This window comes from Micromonospora sp. CA-248260 (genome assembly GCF_050942205.1).
GTDB lineage: Bacteria > Actinomycetota > Actinomycetes > Mycobacteriales > Micromonosporaceae > Micromonospora > Micromonospora antibiotica.
Map to the genome: position 1 here is coordinate 4,556,110 of NZ_CP192021.1, position 18,248 is coordinate 4,574,357.

Annotated in this window: 13 protein-coding genes; 9 read left to right on the top strand and 4 right to left on the bottom strand. The window is 71.0% G+C overall.

From position 1 onward, the window contains the following. The first annotated feature begins 108 nt into the window (after window positions 1–108). From ACQP2H_RS19590 to ACQP2H_RS19600, 3 genes are all read left to right on the top strand, one after another. A complete protein-coding gene (locus ACQP2H_RS19590; RefSeq protein WP_433228401.1) occupies window positions 109–3,663 on the top strand; it encodes a ThuA domain-containing protein in 3,555 nt (1,184 codons plus the stop codon). 281 nt (window positions 3,664–3,944) lie between these two features. Next, entirely contained in the window at window positions 3,945–4,529 is a 585-nt protein-coding gene (locus tag ACQP2H_RS19595; RefSeq protein WP_219463286.1) for a PadR family transcriptional regulator, read from the top strand. Continuing rightward, on the top strand, window positions 4,526–5,536 hold the full coding sequence (locus ACQP2H_RS19600; RefSeq protein WP_433228403.1) for a hypothetical protein: 1,011 nt from the start codon (window positions 4,526–4,528) through the stop codon (window positions 5,534–5,536). The genes ACQP2H_RS19595 and ACQP2H_RS19600 overlap by 4 nt, the downstream gene beginning before the upstream one ends. Before the next feature lie 267 nt (window positions 5,537–5,803). Here ACQP2H_RS19600 and ACQP2H_RS19605 read toward each other — a convergent pair whose 3' ends face one another. Then, the gene (locus tag ACQP2H_RS19605; RefSeq protein ID WP_219463290.1) at window positions 5,804–7,351 is read right to left on the bottom strand and encodes a non-reducing end alpha-L-arabinofuranosidase family hydrolase; all 1,548 of its coding nucleotides are present in this window, start codon (window positions 7,349–7,351) and stop codon (window positions 5,804–5,806) included. A 534-nt stretch (window positions 7,352–7,885) separates the two neighbouring features. Between ACQP2H_RS19605 and ACQP2H_RS19610 the strand changes: the two genes are divergently transcribed. Beyond that, complete coding sequence (locus ACQP2H_RS19610) at window positions 7,886–9,211, top strand: sensor histidine kinase (RefSeq protein ID WP_433228405.1); 1,326 nt, start codon at window positions 7,886–7,888, stop codon at window positions 9,209–9,211. 55 nt (window positions 9,212–9,266) lie between these two features. Beyond that, the gene (locus ACQP2H_RS19615; RefSeq protein ID WP_208567550.1) at window positions 9,267–9,947 is read left to right on the top strand and encodes a response regulator transcription factor; all 681 of its coding nucleotides are present in this window, start codon (window positions 9,267–9,269) and stop codon (window positions 9,945–9,947) included. A 43-nt stretch (window positions 9,948–9,990) separates the two neighbouring features. Here ACQP2H_RS19615 and ACQP2H_RS19620 read toward each other — a convergent pair whose 3' ends face one another. From ACQP2H_RS19620 to ACQP2H_RS19630, 3 genes are read right to left on the bottom strand one after another with little or no spacing between them, the layout of a single operon-like run. Next, window positions 9,991–10,755 (bottom strand): enoyl-CoA hydratase-related protein, encoded by a 765-nt coding sequence (locus ACQP2H_RS19620; protein ID WP_219463294.1) that lies wholly within the window; start codon window positions 10,753–10,755, stop codon window positions 9,991–9,993. A 16-nt stretch (window positions 10,756–10,771) separates the two neighbouring features. Next, on the bottom strand, window positions 10,772–12,118 hold the full coding sequence (locus ACQP2H_RS19625) for a hypothetical protein (RefSeq protein ID WP_433228407.1): 1,347 nt from the start codon (window positions 12,116–12,118) through the stop codon (window positions 10,772–10,774). Beyond that, window positions 12,115–13,767 (bottom strand): amino acid adenylation domain-containing protein, encoded by a 1,653-nt coding sequence (locus ACQP2H_RS19630; protein ID WP_433228408.1) that lies wholly within the window; start codon window positions 13,765–13,767, stop codon window positions 12,115–12,117. The genes ACQP2H_RS19625 and ACQP2H_RS19630 overlap by 4 nt, the downstream gene beginning before the upstream one ends. A gap of 532 nt (window positions 13,768–14,299) precedes the next feature. On the opposite strand from ACQP2H_RS19630, the gene ACQP2H_RS19635 reads away from it, so the two are divergent. The 4 genes from ACQP2H_RS19635 (at window position 14,300) to ACQP2H_RS19650 (ending at window position 18,243) form a co-directional block, all read left to right on the top strand. Continuing rightward, complete coding sequence (locus tag ACQP2H_RS19635) at window positions 14,300–14,506, top strand: hypothetical protein (protein ID WP_219463298.1); 207 nt, start codon at window positions 14,300–14,302, stop codon at window positions 14,504–14,506. Between the two features lie 116 nt (window positions 14,507–14,622). Continuing rightward, window positions 14,623–15,675 (top strand): sugar ABC transporter substrate-binding protein, encoded by a 1,053-nt coding sequence (locus ACQP2H_RS19640; protein WP_308290821.1) that lies wholly within the window; start codon window positions 14,623–14,625, stop codon window positions 15,673–15,675. Next, window positions 15,672–17,213, top strand: a complete 1,542-nt coding sequence (locus tag ACQP2H_RS19645) for a sugar ABC transporter ATP-binding protein (RefSeq protein ID WP_433228410.1) — start codon at window positions 15,672–15,674, stop codon at window positions 17,211–17,213. Before ACQP2H_RS19640 ends, ACQP2H_RS19645 begins: the two co-directional genes overlap by 4 nt. Further along, a complete protein-coding gene (locus tag ACQP2H_RS19650) occupies window positions 17,206–18,243 on the top strand; it encodes an ABC transporter permease (protein ID WP_219463304.1) in 1,038 nt (345 codons plus the stop codon). The genes ACQP2H_RS19645 and ACQP2H_RS19650 overlap by 8 nt, the downstream gene beginning before the upstream one ends. Window positions 18,244–18,248: the final 5 nt, after the last annotated feature.

The window sequence follows — 18,248 nt, forward strand, 5'->3', positions numbered from 1 at the left end:
CACGACGACCCGAGCAGCACACCCGTGCCCTCGTGCGCCCAGCTGACACCTGGGTGCCGACGGACCACGGCCACCACCGGAGTTGCCCGCCGAAAACTAGGAGACGGCATGCGTCGCACCACACTGCTCATCGCCATGATCGCCGGCCTGTTACTCTCGCTCGGCCTCGCCCCACCCGCGTCGGCGGCCCCGGCCTTCCGCGCCCTGTTGTTCACCAAGACGGTGGGCTACCGGCACGACTCGATCCCCGCCGGGATCAGCATGTTCCAGCAGCAGGCGGCGGCCAACAACTTCGAGCTGGTGCAGACCGAGGACTCCAGCGTCTTCACCGCGGCCAACCTCGCGACCTTCGACGTCATCATCATGTTCCAGACCTCCGGCATGGTCTGGACCTCGGCCGCCCAACGGCAAGCCGTGGAGGGCTACCTCGCCAGCGGCAAGGGCATCGTCGGCATCCACAACGCCCTGGACATGGGCATCGAGGGCGAGTACCCCTGGTGGGACCAGACCCTCAACGGCGGCGCCCACATGCCCGAGCACTCCCCCGGCGTGCTGCCCGGCACCGCCATCGTCGCCGACAAGCAGCACCCGTCGACCACGGGCCTGCCGGACCGGTGGAACCGCAGCGAGGAGTGGTACAACTTCGACGCCAACCCGCGCGGCAACGTGCACGTGCTGGTGACCGCCGACGAGCGCACCTACAACCCCGGCTCCCGGGCGATGGGCCCGGACCACCCGATCTCCTGGTGCCGCAACGCCGCCGGCGGACGGGTGTGGGCCACCGCGATGGGCCACGCGATCGCCTCCTACAGCGAGACGAACTTCCGCGACCACGTCCTCGGCGGCGTGAAGTGGGCCGCCGGCAACCAGCCCGGCGACTGCGGCGGCACCGTCTGGAGCAACTTCGAGAAGCGCACCCTGGACGACAACACGGTCGACCCGATGGCGCTGAACGTGCTGCCCGACGGCCGGGTGATGTACGTCCAGCGCGGCGGCCAGGTCAAGATCTTCAAGCCGACCACCAACAGCACCGTGACCGCCGCCACGCTGAGCGTCTACACCGGCGGCGAGGACGGTCTCACCGGCATGGCGATCGACCCGAACTTCGCCACCAACGGCTACGTGTACCTGTACCACTCACCGGCGAGCAGCAGCACCGACGTCAACCGCGTCTCCCGCTACACGCTGTCCGGTGACACCCTCAACCTGTCCACCGAGGCGCGGATCATCGACATCCCGGCGTACCGGGACCGCACCTTCCCCGAGCCCGGCCACACCGGCGGTTACATCGACTTCGGCCCGGACGGCAACCTCTACATCGGCACCGGTGACGACACCCCGCCGAACCTCGACCCCAACTGGCAGGGCTACGCGCCGCTGGACTGGCGCTCCGGCAAGTCCAACCTCGACGCCGCCCGCAGCGCCGGCAACACCAACGACCTGCGAGGCAAGCTGCTGCGCATCCGTCCCTCGGACAGCGGCGGCTACACCGTCCCGACCGGCAACCTCTACCCCCAGGGCACGGCGCAGACCCGGCCGGAGATCTACGCGATGGGTTTCCGCAACCCGTTCCGCTTCTCGATCGACCCGGCCAACGGCTGGGTCTACCTGGCCGACTACGGGCCGGACCGTAACCCGCCCACCACCAACCGCGGCCCCGAGGGCCTGGTCGAACTCAACGTGATCAAGCAACCCGGCAACTACGGGTGGCCGTTCTGCCACGGCGACAACCAGCCCTACGCGCCGTTCAACCCGGACACCGGCGTGGTCGGTGCCAAGTTCAACTGCAACGCCCCGGTCAACAACTCGCCCAACAACACCGGCCTGACCAGCCTGAAGCCGATCGTCGCCCCCAACATGTGGTACGGCTACGGCACCTCGTCGAACTTCCCGGAGCTGGGTTCCGGCGGCTCCGGCCCGATGGGCGGGCCGGTCTACCGGTACGACCCGGCGAACCCGTCGGCCACCAAGTTCCCGCCCTACTACGACGGCGTGCACTTCTTCTACGAGTGGTCGCGCAGCTACATCAAGGAGGTGCACTTCGACTCCGCGACGGCGGTGACCCGCACCAACACGTTCCTGCCCGGCGGGCGGTTCAACAAGCCGATGGACCTGGAGTTCGGCAAGGACGGCTCGCTCTACGTGCTGGAGTGGGGCACCAACTTCGGTGGCGGCAACAGCGACTCCGGGCTCTACCGGATCGACTACATCCAGGGCGGCCGGTCCCCGATCGCCAAGGCCGTCGGGACGCCCACCAGCGGCCTCGCCCCGCTGAACGTCCAGTTCAGCAGCGCCGGCACAGCCGACCCGGACCCGGGCAACACGCTCAGCTACCAGTGGACGTTCGGCGACGGCACCACCTCGACGGCGGCCAACCCGTCGCACGTCTACACCACCAACGGCAACTACACGGCGCAGTTGAAGGTCACCGACAACACCGGAAAGACGGGCTTCGCCAACGTCCAGATCACCGTCGGCAACTCCGCGCCGGTGGTCACCATCACCACACCGGCCAGCGGCGGCATGCTCACCTTCGGTGACAAGGTGTCGTACCAGATCAGCGTCACCGACCCGGACGGCGGCACGGTCGACTGCACCAAGGTGCTCCTGAACCCGGCGTTGGGTCACGACGACCACGCGCACGAGACCACCGAGTACCCGGGTTGCTCGGGCACCATCTCCACCGACCTGCTCGGTGGGCACCCGGACGGCGCCAACCTGTTCTACGTGCTCAACGCGCGCTACACCGACAGTGGTGGCCCGGGCGGCTCGTCCCCGCTCACCGGCACCGCGCAGGCGATCCTCCAGCCGAAGCACAAGCAGGCCGAGTACTTCAGCAGCCAGTCCGGCATCCGGGTCGTCGACGAGGCCAGTGCGGAGAGCACCAAGCGGGTCGGGGACATCTCCAACAACGACTGGATCGCGTTCACCCCGATGAGCCTGGCGGGTATCTCGACGGTCAGCTACCGGCTGTCGTCGCCCTCCGGTGGCGGCACCATCGAGTTGCGGGCCGGCTCGCCGACCGGCACCCTGCTGGCCACCACCCCGGTGCCCAGCACTGGCGGCTGGAACAACTACCAGTCAACCGCACCGGTGAGCGTGTCCGCGCTGTCCGGTACGCAGACGCTCTACATGGTGTTCAAGGGCAGCACCAACAACTGGTTCGACCTCGACTCGCACACCTTCGGCGGGGCGGGGGTCGGCGTTCCCGGCACCGGCACCGGCACCGGCGTGGCGGGGAAGACCTGGACGCTCACCGCCCTGCACAGTGGGAAGCTGATGGACGTCAGTGGCGTCTCCACCGCCGACGGCGCCCAGCTCACCCAGTGGGCGGCCACTGGTGGCAACAACCAGAAGTGGCAGGCCGTGGACGCCGGTAGCGGCGCGGTCTACCTGAAGGCGGTGCACAGCAACAAGTGCGCCGAGGTGATCGGCGGCTCCACCACCGCGGGTGCGTTCCTCCAGCAGGCCACCTGCAACAACAGTGACCGGCAGAAGTTCACCGCGACGGCGACCACGACCGCCGGGGTCTACACGGTGCGCAACGTGCAGAGCGGGCTCTGCATGGACGTCAACGGTGCTTCCACCGCCGACGGCGCCCGCCTGTTGCAGTGGACCTGCCACAGCGCCAGCAACCAGCAGTGGCGGTTCACCCAGGTGTGACGCACCACCCGCCGCCGTTACTGCGGCGGTGGGCTGAGGGGGCCGGCTCCGGATACTAGGAGCCGGCCCTCGCTGGCTGTGCTGACGGCCCCGGCCGGGGCGGCGGGTGGCGGACGCCACCGGGTGGCTCCACCTGCTGGTCGACCCCGCGGCGCCCGGATCTGGCCGATGTGCGGGCGTCGAGCTGAAGTGATCGACGTAGCGATGCGCGACCCCCGCCGTTCGTCTCGGGTGCCCGACCCAACTGTGCGGTTAGGCGTATACGCCTATAGACTGTTCGGGTGCCTTCGAACGCGACGCAGAACAGCCTGGTGTTGCCGATGCTCGGGCTCCTCGTCGAGGAGCCGGCGCATGGTTACGACATCACGACACGCCTACGCCAGCGGTACGGGCACCTCTCGGTCACCCGCAGCACGGTCACGTCCCTGCTGAAGACGCTCGAGAAGGCAGGCCTGATCTCCTCCCGGCTCCCCGAACGAGTGGGCAACCGGCCACCGCGTACGGCCTACGAGTTGACCTCTGCGGGCCTCGCCGACTTCCGCCACAGGGTCGAGGCCGGGGTGCGCGACACGGTAGCCGCGTCCGTGGACTTCGTCATGGCGGTCGCCTACGTCGGAGTTCTCCCGATCGACCAGGCGGCGTCCATCCTGGATGGTCGCGCCGACCGGCTCGACCAGGAACTGGCTGCCCTTTCGGGGCTGCCCGACGGTGACGTACTCGAAGTGCACATGCTCGAAGTCGCCTACTGGCGCACCATCGTCGCTGCCGAAGCCGCCTGGATCAGGAGCCTGGTACGGCGGATCCGGTCACACGAGATCAGCTGGCCAGCCCAGCAAACCGACCAACATCGGAGTGCGGAAGCGTGAAGTTCGGTATCTATCCGGGCGGGCGGGCCGGCACGGTCTGCTCCCACCCACCCGATGTCGCCGCGATCCGCCACCTCGTCGACGACATCGCGGGCGGCCGCCCCTTCGTCGTCCGCGAGTACGTGCACTTCTTCGGCGACGCGACACCGCCGGACGTGGTCACCTCACTCGGAGCCGAACACGAACTTGCACACCTCACGATGCCCGACGGATGGTACGTCGAGGGAAACCGCGAACTGGACCTCGTGCTCAGCTACCTCCCCCGGGCCGCCGACCTCTCCGGATGGCTGGCCTTCCTCGACACTGTCATCGACCGCTACGGTCACCTGACGCGGTACCTCCAGGTGACGCTTGAGCCTAACTTCCCCATCCCACTCATCGACGGAAGCGCACCCGGCGTGCTCGAAGCCCTGACCCTCGGCGTCCCGCACGCCCGCACCGCACTGGACCGGCGGGGTCTCCAGCACGTGCGGATCGGCTTCTCCGTCGCCGAACCAGCGGAATGGTTGGGCGGCGACGACCAGTTCTGGTCATCTCTGTCCTCGGTGCCATACCAGGACTTCGCGGCCCACGTCGACTACGTCGGCCTGGGCCTGTACCCCGACGCCTTCTCGCCCGTCGCGCCGCGGGGCAACCCGGGAGACACCGCATCCCTCACCACCCACGCCCTGCACCACTTGCGGGGCAGGTCGCTGCCCCGCGCGCACATCCCGCCCACCACTCCCCTCCACATCGTCGAGAACGGCACCCCGAGCGGGTCACCCCGCACCGAGCAGGCACAGCGCGACTCACTGTCGGACATGCTCGGCGTCATCCTCACCGAACAGGAGTCTCTGAACATCACCCACTACGAACTGTTCAGCCTCAGGGACGCCGACAGCAGTTCCACGGAACCCATCGGGACACTGGGCATCGTCACCGACACCTACCGGCCCAAGCCCGCTCTCGCCGTCTACCGCGACATCGTCCGCAGCACCGGCCAGCCGCCTGCTACCCAACACCCCTGAGCGGCGGACCGAGACGCAGCGAGCATTCGCCCGCGCCAGACCCGAGCGAGCATGCAGCCCTGCCAGAATGTCCACGCCGCCGTGCCGAGAACGGAAGGTCGAACAGTCGCTCAAATGCAACTGGGCCTGATTGGCACAGGGATCGGCAGGGCCCGCACAGCGGGCCCTGCCGACCGGTGGTGCAGGTGCTGTTCAGTTGATCGCTCTGGGCGACCTACGTCGGGCCACCCCGGAGGTCGGGAACCTCCGTGGCCCGCCGGCGGGCCGTCAGCGCTGCCGCGTCAACAGCCCCGGCCGGTACGGCAGCAGGCCGTAGTCGACGCCGCTGGAGCTGGGGGAACGGCCCTGGTAGAGCAGTTGCAGGTTGCACGGGTCGATGGTCATGGTCTGGTCGGCGCTGGTCCGCAGCAGCTCACCGTGGCTGATGTCGTTGGTCCAGGTCGCGCCGCTGTTGGCCTTGCCCGCGAACGGGTTGTTGTAGGTCGTCGCGTTCGGCGTCCAGGTGCCGTTCAGGCTGGTCGCCGTGAACGAGCGGAAGTAGCGCTCCCAGGAGCTGGTCCTGGCCTCGACGATCATCAGGTACTGGTTCTGGCCCTGCACCTTGTAGACCTGCGGCGCCTCGAACAGGTTTTCCGAGGTGTCGCTCATGATGGTCGTGTAGCTGGAGCCGAAGTTGCCGGGGAAGTTCCCGATCGGCATGCTGGCCCGGTAGATCTTGCCGTTGTCGCCGGCGAAGAACAGGTACATGTTCTGGCCGTCACCGATCACCGTCTGGTCGATCGGGCCGGTGCCCGAGCCGGTGATGCTCCCGGTGAACATGGCCTGCGCCGCCGACCACCCGTTGGGGTTCGTCGGGTCGTTCGACGTCCGGTAGAAGAAGGCGGCGCCCGCACCCCACTGGTACGTCAACACCCAGATGTTCTTCGGCGCGAAGTAGAACAACGACGGCGCGACAGTGCCGGAGTTCATCCCGTTCTGCGACGCCGACGCCATCTCCGACCAGTTCGTGAAGAGGCCGAAGTTCATCGAGCCCCAGGTGTTGCCGAAGTCGTGCGTGGTGGCGTAGACGAGCTGCTTGCCGTTGTACGGGGCGACGGTGAAGTCCTTCAGCGACACCCAGCCCGACTTCGGGGTGGCCAGCGGACCCGTCGACGACCACCGGTACGTCGACGGCAGCGTGCAGTTGCCGCCCGGCGGCGGGGTCGTGGGCGGCGGGGTGGTCGGGGTGGTGCCGCCGAGCTTGACGAGCTGCCACTGCTGGTTGGTGCCGTTCCAGTCGGCGTACTGGACGATGTTGGCCCCGTCGGTGGTGGCCGCGCCCTGCACCTCGATGGCCTTGCCGCTGTTGCGGTTGATCAGCTGAATGTAGCCGTCGATGTCCTGGATGCTGAACTGCTGGTTGGTGCCGTTGTTGTCAGTCCACTGCACGATCGCCCCGCCGTCGGCGGTCGACTTGCCGGAGACGTCGAGCACCTTGCCGGACAGCTTCGACTTCAGCCGGTAGTAGCCGCCGCCGGAGTCGACGAACTGCCACTGCTGCTGGCTGCCGTCGTTGCGGGTCCACTGGGTGATCCGGGCCCCGTCGGTGGTGGCCAGGTTGTACACGTCGAGGGCCTTGCCGCTGTTGCGGTTGACCAGCACGTACGAGGCGCCGGTGTCGATCGTTGCGGCAGCGGCCTCGGTCGCGCTGGCGGCGACGAGGACACCGCCGCTGAGGGCGGTCAGGATCGCCGTGGCCGTCGGCAGCAGCCATCGCCGCCGCCGGGGGCCGGGCCGGCGGGGAGCCGGGCCGGGTCGGTCAGCCTGGAGATGCATGGGGGTGCTCCTTCATGGGGGACGGGTGGTGCCTTTCCGGGGATCCCGGTGCGGTGGCCTGCGGTGACGGGGTCACCGAGACCGGGTGGTGTGGTCGGCCCGTGCGCGCCCGGTGTTCCTTGGTCGGGGCCGGAACCGGCCAGGCAATGTGAACGCTCACATTGGCGGACGACCGGCGAACACTGTGTGGACGGACAGGAAGGGGCGAACGGGCCGGCCGGGGTCCCATTCAGATCCGGCGATGTTACCAGAGCGTTTCGGGCGGCTCAAGAGCTGCTCACAGTAGGTGACCACACCGCCGCCACCGCAGCCAACCGGTGCAGCGGCGATCACCACGGAATTGGATGTTAACGCTAACGAGAGTGCCGGCCGTCAATGACGACCCCCGTCCGTTCGGGCGGGTCCACCACCCTGGAGGAGATCCGGATCCCTTCCGCTCCGGTGGGCGATGTGTCATCTTCGATGGATGGGGGTCGGTGGCCGCGCGGGCGGACGAGGGCGCGTCCGGGCACGCGGGCACGGGGCGGAAGCACGGTGCCGTTGAGCGGCGGGGTGCGGTCGGCCCCCCGGACCCGCCCTCGCACCGGGCTCGCCGTCGGCCTGCTGGTCGTCGCCCTGCTGGCACTGGTCGGGGGCCTCGCGTACGCCGCCCTGCTGCACGTCCAGGGCGCGAAGATCCGCCACGAGCTGGACTGGGCGATGGTGCACGGCCGCCCGGCCGACCCGTCCGGCTGCACCTGGATCTTCGGCGGCGCGAGCGACACCGGGCACGCGGGTGCGCCGCCGGCCGGTTTCCCACAGCACGCGGCCATCCATGCCGTGGCCCGCACCGGCCGGCCGCAGGTCGACCAGGTGGCCCGCAACGGCACCGTCTACCACGTCCGCACGCAACTGCGCGGCGACGAGGTCGTCCAGGTGGTCTTCGACGCCCGTTTCCAGCTCGCCGAGCGGCGACACCTGCTCTGGGGGGTGTCGGCCGCCGCGGTGGCGGTCCTGGTCGCGGCGACCGCAACCGACCTGCGGCTGCGCCGCCGGTCGGTGCGGCCGCTGACCGAGGCGCTCGACCGGCAACGCCGCTTCGTCGCCGACGCCAGCCACGAGCTGCGGGCCCCGATCACCCGGGTGCACACCGCCGCCCAGTTGCTGGCGCAGCGGTCGACCTGCGCCGACAGCGGAGCCGACCGGCGGGACCTGGACCGGCTGCTGCGCACCACCCGACTGCTCGGGGAGATCGTCGACGAGCTGCTCCTGTCGGCCCGGCTGGCCGACCCGTCGGCGGTGACCCGGCCGCTGACCCCGGTCGACCTGGCGGCACTGGTCGCCGAGGCGGTCGAGGCCGACGCGCCACGCGCCGCCGCGGACGGCGTGACGTTCACCGTGGCCGGCGCGGACGCTCCGGTCCTGGTCTGCGGCGTCGGGTCGGCGCTGCGCCGGGTGGTGACGGAGCTGCTGACGAACGCCCTGCACCACACCCCGCCCGGCGGCCGCGTCGAGGTGCGGTTGCGACCGGCGTCCGCAGACCACGTCGAGCTGGTGGTCAGCGACTCCGGTCAGGGCCTCGACCCCCGACACACCGACCGGATCTTCGACCGGTTCCACCGTGGCCCCGGGGCCGGGGACCGCCGGGTCGGGCTCGGTCTGGCCCTGATCCGCGAGGTGGTCACCGCGCACGGCGGCACGATCAGCGCGGCCGGCCGACCGGGGACGGGAGCGACCTTCACCGTACGGCTGCCGACGGGTGGTGGGCAGCAGGACGGTCCGCCGCCGGGTGTCGATCCCACCGGGACCCGGTGGCCGTTCTGCTGGTGGGGGGCGTACCGCGAGCGGTCGGGTCAGCGCGACGAGCTGAGCAGATTCTGATCGGCGAGATATTCCGCCGGTCAACCTTCTCCCGTTTCGGTGCGACCATGAACGGATGACCGACCCGTCACCCCCGGCGCACGGCCCGTTGCTCCTCGTCGAGGACGACGTGGAACTCGCCGACATGCTCGTCGAGCTGTTCCGTCGGGCGGGCTACCGGATCGATCTGGCCCGCGACGGCCAGCGGGGTCTGCACCTGGCGCTACGTGGCCCGTACCAGGTGATCATGTTGGACCGGCGGCTGCCGGCCATCGACGGGGTCGACCTGCTCATCCGGCTGCGGCGACGCTCCGTCGCCGCCCGGGTGCTGATGCTCAGCGCGCTCGGCGACCTCGACGAACGCATCCGGGGCCTCGACGCGGGCGCCGACGACTACCTACCGAAACCGTTCGAGGTGCCGGAGCTGATGGCCCGGGTACGGGCGTTGACCCGCCGCCGCTTCGACGGGGCCGAGCTGATCCCGATCGGGGCCGGGCAGCTCGACCTGGCCCAGCGCGGGGTGCGGCTGCCCGACGGTCGGGAGGTGACGCTCAGCGGGCGGGAGTTCGAACTGATCCGGCTGCTCGCCAGCCAACCCCGGATGGTGCACAGCCGCAGCCAGCTGCGCGGGCGGGTGTTCGGCGCGGACCGGACCGAGGCGGTGGTCGACACGTACGTGCACTACCTGCGGCGCAAGCTCGGCGACCGGGTGGTCCGCACGGTGCACGGGCTCGGTTACCAGATCGGCGCGCTGTGAGCCGGCCGTCCGGGACCCGTCTGGTCCCGGACGGCCGGAGGGCTCAGCGACCCGCGAACCGGGCCGGGCGCTTCTCCAGGAAGGCGGCCATGCCCTCCCGCTGGTCCTCGGTGGCGAACAGGGCGTGGAAGGCCCGCCGTTCGAACAGCACCCCGGCCTGCACGCCGACCTCCTCGGCCTGCCGTACCGCCTCCCGGGCCAGCATCGTCGCCAGCTTGGGGTGCCCGGCGACCACCGCCGCCGCGGCCTTCGCCTCGGCCAACAGCCGGTCCGTCGGCACCACCCGGGACACCAGACCCCACCGGTACGCCTGCTCCGCGTCGAGCTGCCGCCCGGTGAGGACCAGGTCCATCGCCCGCGCCGGACCGATCAGCCGGGTCAGCCGCTGGGTGCCGCCGATGCCGGGCATCACCCCCAGCCGCAGCTCCGGCTGGCCGAACCGGGCGTTGTCCGCCGCGAAGATCAGGTCGCACATCATCGCCAGCTCGCAACCGCCGCCGAGGGCGTAGCCGGCCACGGCGGCGATCTTCGGGGTACGCAACGCGGCGAACGCGTCCCACCCGGCGAAGTGGTCCTCCAACGCCACGTCCAGGAAGGACTTGCCGGCCATCTCCCGGATGTCCGCCCCGGCCGCGAAGACCTCGTCGGAGCCGGTGAGCACGAAGCAGCCCACCCCCGGATCGCGGTCCAGCGGTCGCAACGTCTCGACCAGTTCCGTCAGCAGCGCCGTGTCCAGCGCGTTGCGCACCTCGGGCCGGCACAGCCGCACCGTGACCACCCGGTCGTCCTTCTCCACGGTGATCCTCATCGTCGCCTCCATGTCGTCAGGAATCCCAGATGGCGCCGTACGCGGGCACCCCGCGTTCCTCCATGCCCCGCACCACCTGCCAGGTCAGCGGGCGGTTCGAGATGCAGATGACCGCCTCCGCGTCGAATGCGCGGTACGCCTGCCAGGCCAGCCGCAGCATGTCGGGCTTGCCGTCGCGGGCGGTGTCCCACAGCAGCGCGTCGGGCTGGTGGGCGAGGATCTCGTCGACCAGCCCGTCGCCGAAGGTATCCCGGTGCCGGCGGGCCACCCAGACCAGGCGGGCCGGCACCTGCCCGGCCAGCAGGTGCGGCAGCACCGGGCCGATCCCGCTGCCGGTCGCCACGTACACCACCCGCCGGAACAGGGTCTCGATGTTCGCCACCCCGGCGGTGCTGATCCCCTTCACCCAGACCCGCTGCGGCGCGTCGTCGATGAACCGCCCGGTCCAGTCGCCGGCCCGGGAGACGGTCAGCCGGAACCCGCTGCGGCCCGGCGCCGGCACGTTGGCGAAGGAGTGCCACTCCCACAGCGGGCTGCGGCTGACCGCGGTCGACGAGCCGGGGAACGGGGTCACCCCGTGGTCGAAGTGGACCAGCGCCACGTGCGACGAGGGGCGTTCGACCACGACCGGCACCCGGCGCAGCCGCAGCCAGGGCAGGGCGATGCTGGCGGTCAGCACCGCGAGCACCCCGCCCTGCGGGGAGGTGGCCAGCGCGGCCGGCCCGCCGGCCAGGAAACCGGCCTGCGCCCAGAGCAGCAGCAGGACCGCCCAGCCGCCGAGCCGGTGGGTGCGTTCGAACAGGTCGTGTCGGCGCGACCGCACCGGCGGCAGCGCGGTACCGACGACCGCCAGCAGCCCGACGGCGGCGGCGTACCCGGTGACCAGTGCCCCGGCCGGCGCGTCGCCGACGGTCAGCGCGCCGAGTTGCGCCAGGTACCAGGTGGTCCCGGCCAGTGCCGCGCCGACGTGCAACCCGCCGAAGTGGTAGACCTTGCCCAACGTCGCGCGGATCCGCAGCGGCCAGTGGGTGGGCGCCCGGGTGGCCAGCCAGAAGAGCAGGTTGACCACGTACTGCTGACGCACCAGCACCGCCAGTGCCACGTTGGCCAGTGCGGCGGCACCCAGCGCGCCGGGCGTGGCGGGGCCACGCCACCAGCCGGCGGTCAGCCCGTACCCCAGCAGGGCGAGATTGGTCGCGACGACCGCCGCGACCAGGCGGTGGTGGTGCATGAACCGGGGATGGGCCAGCAGCCGGCGCAGCGTCGAGCCCGGCGGTGGCGGCGCGTCGCCGGTCGTGGCCGCCGCCGCGGTACGCGGACGCGCCGCAGGAACCGGCGGGGGTCGCAGTCCGGTGGTGCTCACGCCGCCGCCTCCTCGATGTGCGCCCACTGCCACCGCAGGTCGAGGGCGATCCGGCGTAACGCGTCCCGGTCGACCTTGCCCCGCCCGGTCATCGGCAGTTCCGGCAGCGGGTGCACGGCCGCCGGCACGCAGTAGTAGGGCAGCGCGGCGGCCACCGTGTCCCGGCACCGCTGCGGATCCAACTCCGCCGGGGCGACGAAGGAGACCAGGTCCCGGTCGGTCAGCCGGAGCGTGACCGCCAACCGGCAGCCGGGCACCGTCTCCAGCACGGTGGAGACCGCGTCCAGTTCGACCCGGAACCCCCGGACCTTGACCTGGTCGTCGGTGCGGCCCAGGTGCTCCAGTTCCCCGTCGGCACGCCAGCGCCCCCGGTCCCGGGTGCGGAACATCCGCCGGCCACCGCCCAGGAACGGGTCGGGGGCGTACCGCTCGGCGTTGAGCGCGTCGTTGTCCAGGTAACCGGCGGAGACGCAGTCACCGCCGGCCCACATCTCCCCGGTCTCGCCGATGCGGCAGGGCCGGCCGTCGGCGTCGAGGACGTAGACGGTGTTGTTCGGGGTCGGCCGGCCGATGGTGAGCGCCCCGCCGGGCCGGTGGCGGTGCATGGTGTTGACGATGGTGGTCTCGGTCGGCCCACAGCAGTTGTAGAAGACCCGGCCGACCGCCCACCGGTCCGCCAGCGGACGCGGACAGGGCTCCCCCGCCACGGCGACCACCCGCACCCCGTCGCACCGGTCCAGGTCGATGCGGCCGAGCACCGACGGGGTGGCGATCACCACGTCGGCGCGCGCGGCGGTGGCGGTGAGGTCCCGGTCGCGTACGAGCAGGGTGCCGCCGTTGGCGAGGCAGCCGAGGATCTCCCAGGCCGCCATGTCGAAGGCGACGTTGAGCAGTTGGGCGACCGTCCGTCCGGGCCGGATCCCCAGGTCGCCGGGGGCGGTGAGCAGGATGTTGGCCACGTTGCCGTGGGTGACGGTGACCCCGTTGGGGGTGCCCGTGGTGCCGGAGGTGAACAGCACGTAGCAGCCGTCGTCGGCGCGGACCGGCCGGTCCGGGACGGGGGCGGTCAGGTGCTGCCCCGGGGGCAGTGGTTCGGCCATCAGCTCGTCGACCGCGAGCCGGGGCACCCCGGGCAGTTGCGGCACCGCATCCAGGGTGGCCGCGGTGGTCAGCACCACCCGGCACCGGGCCGCCGAGGTGACCTGCCGCAGCTGCGCGGTGGGCGCGACCCGGACGTCCTGTGGGACGTAGGCCGCCCCCGCCTTCAGCGTCGCCAGGATCCCCACCAGCATCGGCAGGGACCGGCTGGCGAAGACGCCCACGGTGTCCCCGGTCCGTACGCCGAGGGCGGTGAGCCGGGCGGCCAGCCGGTTGGCCTGGCGGTCCAGTTCGCGGTAGCCGATCCGTACCCCGAGGTGCTCGGCGGCGACGGCGTCCGGGACGGCGGCGGCCCAACGGGCAAAAGCCTGGTGGACGCGCAGTTCGGGGGCGGGCACCCGGGGGCCCTGACCGAACCGGTGGAAGAGCCGACGTTCGCGGGGTGGCAGGTGGTCCAGCAGGGGGCCCCGCCACCCGTCCGGTGCGGTGGGCAGGGTGCCGACCGGGCGCGTGGCCGGGTCGTCGAGCGTGCGGGACTGTCGTACGGACATGGCTGCTCCTGTTCTGACCAGCCGCCCTGCGCGGCGATCGAGATCGATGCTCGCCACTGCAAATGGGAAATCTCTTAGATCCGGCGCGCGACAGCCGGCCCGGGACGGCACACATGCTGGACGTCCACCGGCGACCCGGAACCGGGCAGACCGGGGAGCCGTGCGGGGTGGCGGGGCGGGAGGCGGGGCCGGAGCGGCCAACTCACCTCGACAGGAGCAGGAAAAAGAGAGCCTTCGATGTTAGCGTTCGTTTCTGCACCGGGACGGGAGCGTCCCCGCCTCGCCACCGAGGCTCACCAGCCGGGGCGGCCGCTCGGCCCGACCGCTCAGCCCGGCCACGGGCGCGGCGACGCGATTGGTATGACGCCTGCCCGCCGCACCTCGCCGAGGACGCCCGGATTGCTGGCATATTCAGCGCCGTTCTCGACAGCCGAGGCATTGACGTTACACACTGGAAACTCTAACGTCTGATGTCTCGGTCGAGCGTGCAGGTAATCACCCCGCACCCCACCCGCCGTCAGGAGGGATCTCCGTGTCCCGTCCCGCGTCCGTCGCCATCCCCGGCCCCGGCAGCCGCACCGAGAGCCGGGCGTCGGTCGGCCGACGCCCAGCGGCCGCCGCCCCGGCGTACCTGCTGGAGCTGACCTCCGGCGGCGACTGCGCCGCCGCCGGCTCGCCGCTGAGGCAGTGGCGCTTCGACCGCAGCACCAACCTGCCGTGGACCGTCGCTCCCGGCTGATCCGCGCGGCGCACCAGCCGGGGCGGGTGTCGCCGCGATCCCCCAGGTCGCGGCGACACCCGCGCCGGACCACTCCCCCGAGGAACGGAGCGAACACGATGAACCACCGACATCTGGTGAGCGCTGGACTGACCGTGCTGCTCGGGGTGACGGCCACCCTCGCCGCCGGCTGCGGTGACCGGTCGGGCGGCGGGACCGGAACGGGCAGCGGCAAGCCGCTGATCGGGGTCGACTATCCCCGCTCGGACACCGACTTCTGGAACTCCTACATCAGGTACGTGCCGCAGTCCGCCGACGGGTTGGGGATCGAACTCAAGACCACCAACTCGCAGAACGACATCGCGAACCTCATCTCCAACGCCCAGACCTTCATGAGCCAGGGCGTCAAGGCGGTGGTGATGGCCCCGCAGGACACCGCCGCCATCGCGCCCACCCTGACCCAGCTGGAAGGTCGCAAGATCCCGGTGGTCACCATCGACACCCGACCCGACAGCGGCAAGGTGTTCATGGTGGTCCGCGCCGACAACCGCGCGTACGGCACCAAGGCGTGCCAGTTCCTGGGCGCCAAGCTGGGCGGCAAGGGCAAGGTGGTCATGCTCCAGGGCGGCCTGGACTCGATCAACGGGCGGGACCGCACCGAGGCGTTCAACGAGTGCATGGGCCGGGACTTCCCCGGCATCAAGGTGTTCGGCGAGGCGACCGACTGGAAGGCCGACGTGGCAGCGTCGAAGTTGCAGACCCGCTTCGCGTCCGACCCGGACATCAAGGGCGTCTACATGCAGTCCTCGTTCGCGCTGTCGGGCACCCTGCAGATCCTCAAGCAGCGGGGCCTCCAGGTGCCGCCGACCGACCCGAAGCACGTCTTCGTCGTGTCCAACGACGGCATCCCCGAGGAGCTGAAGGACATCGGCGAGGGGTTGATCGATGCCACCGTCAGCCAACCCGCCGACCTCTACGCCCGCTACGGGCTGGAGTACGCCAAGGCGGCGATCGAGGGCAAGACGTTCCAGCCCGGCCCCACCGACCACGGCAGCACCATCATCCAGGTACGCGACGGCCTGCTGGAGGACCAACTGCCCGCGCCCCTGGTGACCCTGGACGGCGCACCGATCGGGGGGCAGCCGACCGTGAAGTTCGACGACGCCTCGCTGTGGGGCCGCAACGCATGAGTGTCACCCCGCACCGCCCCGGCGGCGGGCCGGTCGGCCAGGACCGACCCGTCGTCGAGGCGGTCGACGTCACCAAACGGTTCGGTTCCACGGTCGCCCTGTCCGGGGCTGGGATCATGGTCCGGCCCGGTGAGACCCACGCCCTGGTGGGCCGCAACGGCGCCGGCAAGTCGACGCTTGTCGGCATCCTGACCGGGTTGCTGGCCGCCGACGGCGGGGCGGTCGCCTTCGACGGGCGTCCCGCCCCACCACTGGCCGACCGGGACGCCTGGCGGCAACGGGTGGCGTGCGTCTACCAGAAGTCGACGATCATCCCGACCCTCACCGTGGCGGAGAACCTGTTCCTCAACCGGCACGCGCGCTCCCGCAGCGGACTGATCCGCTGGTCGACCCTGCGACGGGAGGCCGAACAGCTGCTGGCGGCCTGGTCGGTCGAGGTCGACGTACGCCAGCCGGCCGCGACGCTCTCGGTCGAGCAGCGGCAGTTCGTGGAGATCGCCCGCGCGTTGTCCTTCGGTGCCCGGTTCATCATCCTCGACGAACCGACCGCCCAGCTCGACGCCGCCGGCATCAGCCGCCTGTTCACCCGGATCAGGGACCTGCGGGCGCACGGCGTGACGTTCCTGTTCATCAGCCACCACCTCCAGGAGATCTACGAGTTGTGCGACCGGGTCACGGTCTTCCGCGACGCCCGGCACGTCGTCACCGCCCCGGTCGCCGAGTTGAGCCGGCAGGCGCTGGTCGCCGCGATGACCGGGGAGGACGTGACGATGCCGGAGGCCGGCCGTCGGCCCCTGACGTCCGACGCGCCGGTGCTGCTGTCGGTACGGGACCTGGTCACCTCGTCCGGCGCCGAGATGTCGATGCAGGCCCGGGCGGGCGAGGTCGTCGGCCTCGCCGGGGGCGGCGGCAGCGGCAAGGTCGAGGTCGCCGAGGCGATGGTCGGCCTCGCCCGCCCGGTGGGCGGGACGGTCAGCCTGGCCGGCCGGGTGTTACGACCGGGCAGTGTGCCCGACGCCCTCGCCGCCGGGGTGGGGCTGGTGCCGCAGGACCGGCACCGGGAGGGTCTGGTGCCGTCGCTGTCGATCGCGGAGAACGTCACGATGACAGTGCCGGACCGGATCGGACGGTACGGCCTCATCTCGCCGGCCCGTCGCGACGCCCTGGCCCGGGACACGATCGCCGACCTGACGATCAAGGCGGCCGGGCCGCAGGTGCCGGTCGCCGAGTTGTCCGGCGGCAACCAGCAGAAGGTCGTCATGGGCCGGGCGCTGGCCAACGACCCGCGGCTGCTGGTGCTGATCACACCCACCGCCGGGGTCGACGTGCGGTCCAAGCAGACCCTCCTCGGGGTCGTCGAGGACGTACGGCGGCGCGGCGCTGCGGTGCTGGTGGTCTCCGACGAACTCGACGACCTGCGCATCTGCGACCGGGTGCTGGTGATGTTCCAGGGGCGGGTCGTCGGCGAGATGGCCCACGGCTGGAGTGACAACGATCTGGTAGCCGCCATGGAAGGGGTGGACATCCACCATGTCTGAGACGCTGTCCACCGGCAAGGCGTCGCCTCCGGCGCCGCCACCGAGCCGACCGCCGTCGCGGCACCTGACTCTCGCCCGGTTGCGGGACCTGGCGCTGGTGCCGGCGATCGTCGCGGTGGCGATCGTCGGGTGGATCATCAGCCCGGTCTTCCTGAGTTCCGACAACGTCATCAACGTGCTGCAGAGCATGTCGGAGATCGCCATCCTGGTGCTGGCCCAGACGATCGTGCTGATCACCGGCAAGATGGACCTGTCGCTGGAGAGCACCTTCGGGCTCGCCCCGGGCATCGCCGCCTGGCTGGTCGTCGATCCGGCCCTCACCCGGGGGCTGGGGCTCGGCCTGCTGCCGGACGCCTGGGCGGTGCCGGTGGTGCTGCTGGTCGGGGCGCTGGTCGGGGCGTTCAACGGGCTGCTCATCGTCCGGTTCGGGCTCAACGGCTTCATCGTGACGCTGGGCATGCTCATCATCCTGCGGGGACTGCTCACCGGCATCTCCGGCGGCCAGACCTTCTTCGCGCTGCCCGGGTCGATGACTTACCTCGGTTCGACGAGCTGGTTGGGGGTGCCGGCCTCGATCTGGGTGTCGCTGCTGCTGTTCGCCGTGGGGATCGTGGTGCTCGGTCACACCCGTGCCGGGCGGGCCTTGTACGCCATCGGCGGCAACGCCGACGCGGCCCGGGCCGCGGGCATCCGCACCGACCGGGTGCTGTGGATCGCGCTCATCGTGGCCAGCGTGCTCGCCGCCCTCGCCGGGCTGCTGATCAGCGGCCGGCTGGCGGCGGTGCCGGCGGCCCAGGGTGACGGCGCGATCTTCCAGGTCTTCGCGGCGGCGGTGATCGGCGGGGTCAGCCTCAACGGCGGCAAGGGCAGCGTCTTCGGCGCGTTCACCGGTGTCCTGCTGCTCTTCATGATCATTAATGTGCTGACCCTGGCCGGGGTACCGGCACAGTGGACGAACTTCCTCAACGGCGCGGTCATCCTGGTCGCCCTGGTGGTCTCCCGCATCACCGGCGGCAAGGCACAGACCTGACCCAC